Annotated in this window: 3 protein-coding genes; 2 read left to right on the top strand and 1 reads right to left on the bottom strand. The window is 52.2% G+C overall.

Annotated features, from left to right (window positions below):
- Positions 1–11: 11 nt before the first annotated feature.
- Positions 12–221 (bottom strand): hypothetical protein, encoded by a 210-nt coding sequence (locus tag CPT76_RS14675; RefSeq protein WP_105443423.1) that lies wholly within the window; start codon positions 219–221, stop codon positions 12–14.
- 140 nt (positions 222–361) lie between these two features.
- Here CPT76_RS14675 and CPT76_RS14670 point away from each other — a divergent pair, with 140 nt between their 5' ends.
- Together CPT76_RS14670 and CPT76_RS14665 are read left to right on the top strand one after the other, a co-directional pair.
- Positions 362–1,138, top strand: coding sequence for a phytanoyl-CoA dioxygenase family protein (locus CPT76_RS14670; protein WP_105443422.1), 777 nt, complete (start codon positions 362–364; stop codon positions 1,136–1,138).
- A gap of 240 nt (positions 1,139–1,378) precedes the next feature.
- Positions 1,379–1,717, top strand: a 339-nt coding sequence (locus tag CPT76_RS14665) for a GntR family transcriptional regulator (protein ID WP_374954647.1), incomplete at its 3' end; no start/stop codon positions are given.

Here is a 1,717-nt window from a genome sequence, read left to right as displayed (position 1 = left end):
CGTTCCTTTTGCTAACGGATGGATCCGGCCTTCATCCACATACGTTCCTTCACCGCCCGCGACAAAACACATTTCAAAAAAGAATGCTTATGCTCTAAGTTGCTCCGGTGCTCCGCAAGGGCTCCCCAATAATGTATGCGGATGCATAAACCCTCTTCGGTCAGCTCTCCGACGGTTGAATGCAGTTTAGACAGGGCGGCTCCCCAGACGAGATGATCCATTTCAAGTCCTCCTCATCCATTCGTGTCCGAATCCGACAAAAACAGGTTCCAATCCGGCAAAGACGTCAGGTGTCAGTTATCCCTATAATGAAGGCGTATTCACGATTTGTCATTCAAATGTTACGGGAGGGAACGGAAAGATGATTAGCAGAGAAGACGTCGAATTTTATAACGAAAACGGTTATTTGCTCGTCCGCGGCGTGTTCAGCGCAGAGGAAGTCAAGGATATGCAATATGCGGTGGAGCGTACGATTGCCAAGGCGGCTGCGGCCAAGCAGGACGCCAACCATACTTGGCAGGGCGATTACATTCCCCAGGACGAATTGAAGAAGCTGGTGCTCAAAGGCTTTCACGATCTGCAGTTTCACGACGCAAGCTTCACCCGTGCCGTAGCGCATCCGCGTATGACGGGCGTTCTGACGCAGCTGATCGGTCCCAACGTCCAGCTCCATCATACCAAAATGCTGGTCAAGCCGCCGGAGCAGGGCGCCGCTTTTCCGATGCACCAGGATTATCCGTATTTCCCTCATGATCGCCATACGATGCTTGCCGCCAGTGTTCATCTCGACGATGCGGATATGGAAAACGGCTGCCTGTGCGTCGTGCCCGGATCCCATAAGCAGGGACCGCTTCCCCATGTAGGCAGGTACTACCTCGATCACCGCGATTACCCGGTGAGCATGGGCACACCATGCCCGGCAAGCGCAGGCGATGTGCTGTTCTTCAACTACCTGACGATTCACGGGTCCGACCGTAACAAGAGCAGCCGGCCGCGCAGAAACGTCCTGTTCCAATACCGCGATCCTGCCGATCCGCCTAGCCGGGAGACTCATATCGATTGGGGCATGGGCATGATGGTCGCGGGGGAGGACCCGCAGTACCGTCAATATCATGCCAAGCTGGAGCTGAATGTGTAAGCTCACTCCGATTTCGAAAAGGCATGGATTCAAAAAAAGGCTGCCGCATTGCGGTCGTCTTTTTTTGCGTTATTGCGACATTTTTGCAAAACCCCGCTATACAAAATCCGTTATTCAATATAACATATATAATATATCAAATTAAGGAATCAGACGAATAGACCATTTTTTTAGTCAGGATGAATGTTGCGAACCCATGTTCCAGCCGATAATATATATAACAAAATCTCAAATTAAAGTATGGTGATCCTGTTGAATGTTACCGCACGGACCCCGCTGTATCAAAAAATACAGCAGTACATCCGGGAACTGATCGAATCGGAAGGCCTGAAGTCCGGTGATCGTATCCCGACGGAGAAGGAACTCATGGACCGCTTTGATGTAAGCAAAATTACGGTTGTGAAAGCACTGACCGGCCTCGCGAACGAAAACGTCATCAGCCGGGTCCCCGGAAAAGGCAGCTTTGTCAGCGAGCCGGCGGCCGCGGAAGAAGCTGAGGTACCGCGTCCGGTCTTTGGCCGGGCTCCGGAAGAGGCGAAGCCGAAAACGGGGCTCATCGGGCTTGTGATGCCTTCGATT

Origin of the sequence: Paenibacillus sp. AR247 (assembly GCF_002968895.1) — a bacterium.
GTDB lineage: Bacteria > Bacillota > Bacilli > Paenibacillales > Paenibacillaceae > Paenibacillus_AQ > Paenibacillus_AQ favisporus.
The sequence above is the reverse complement of the archived record's forward strand: the minus strand, read 5'-3'. Positions and strand labels throughout refer to the sequence as shown.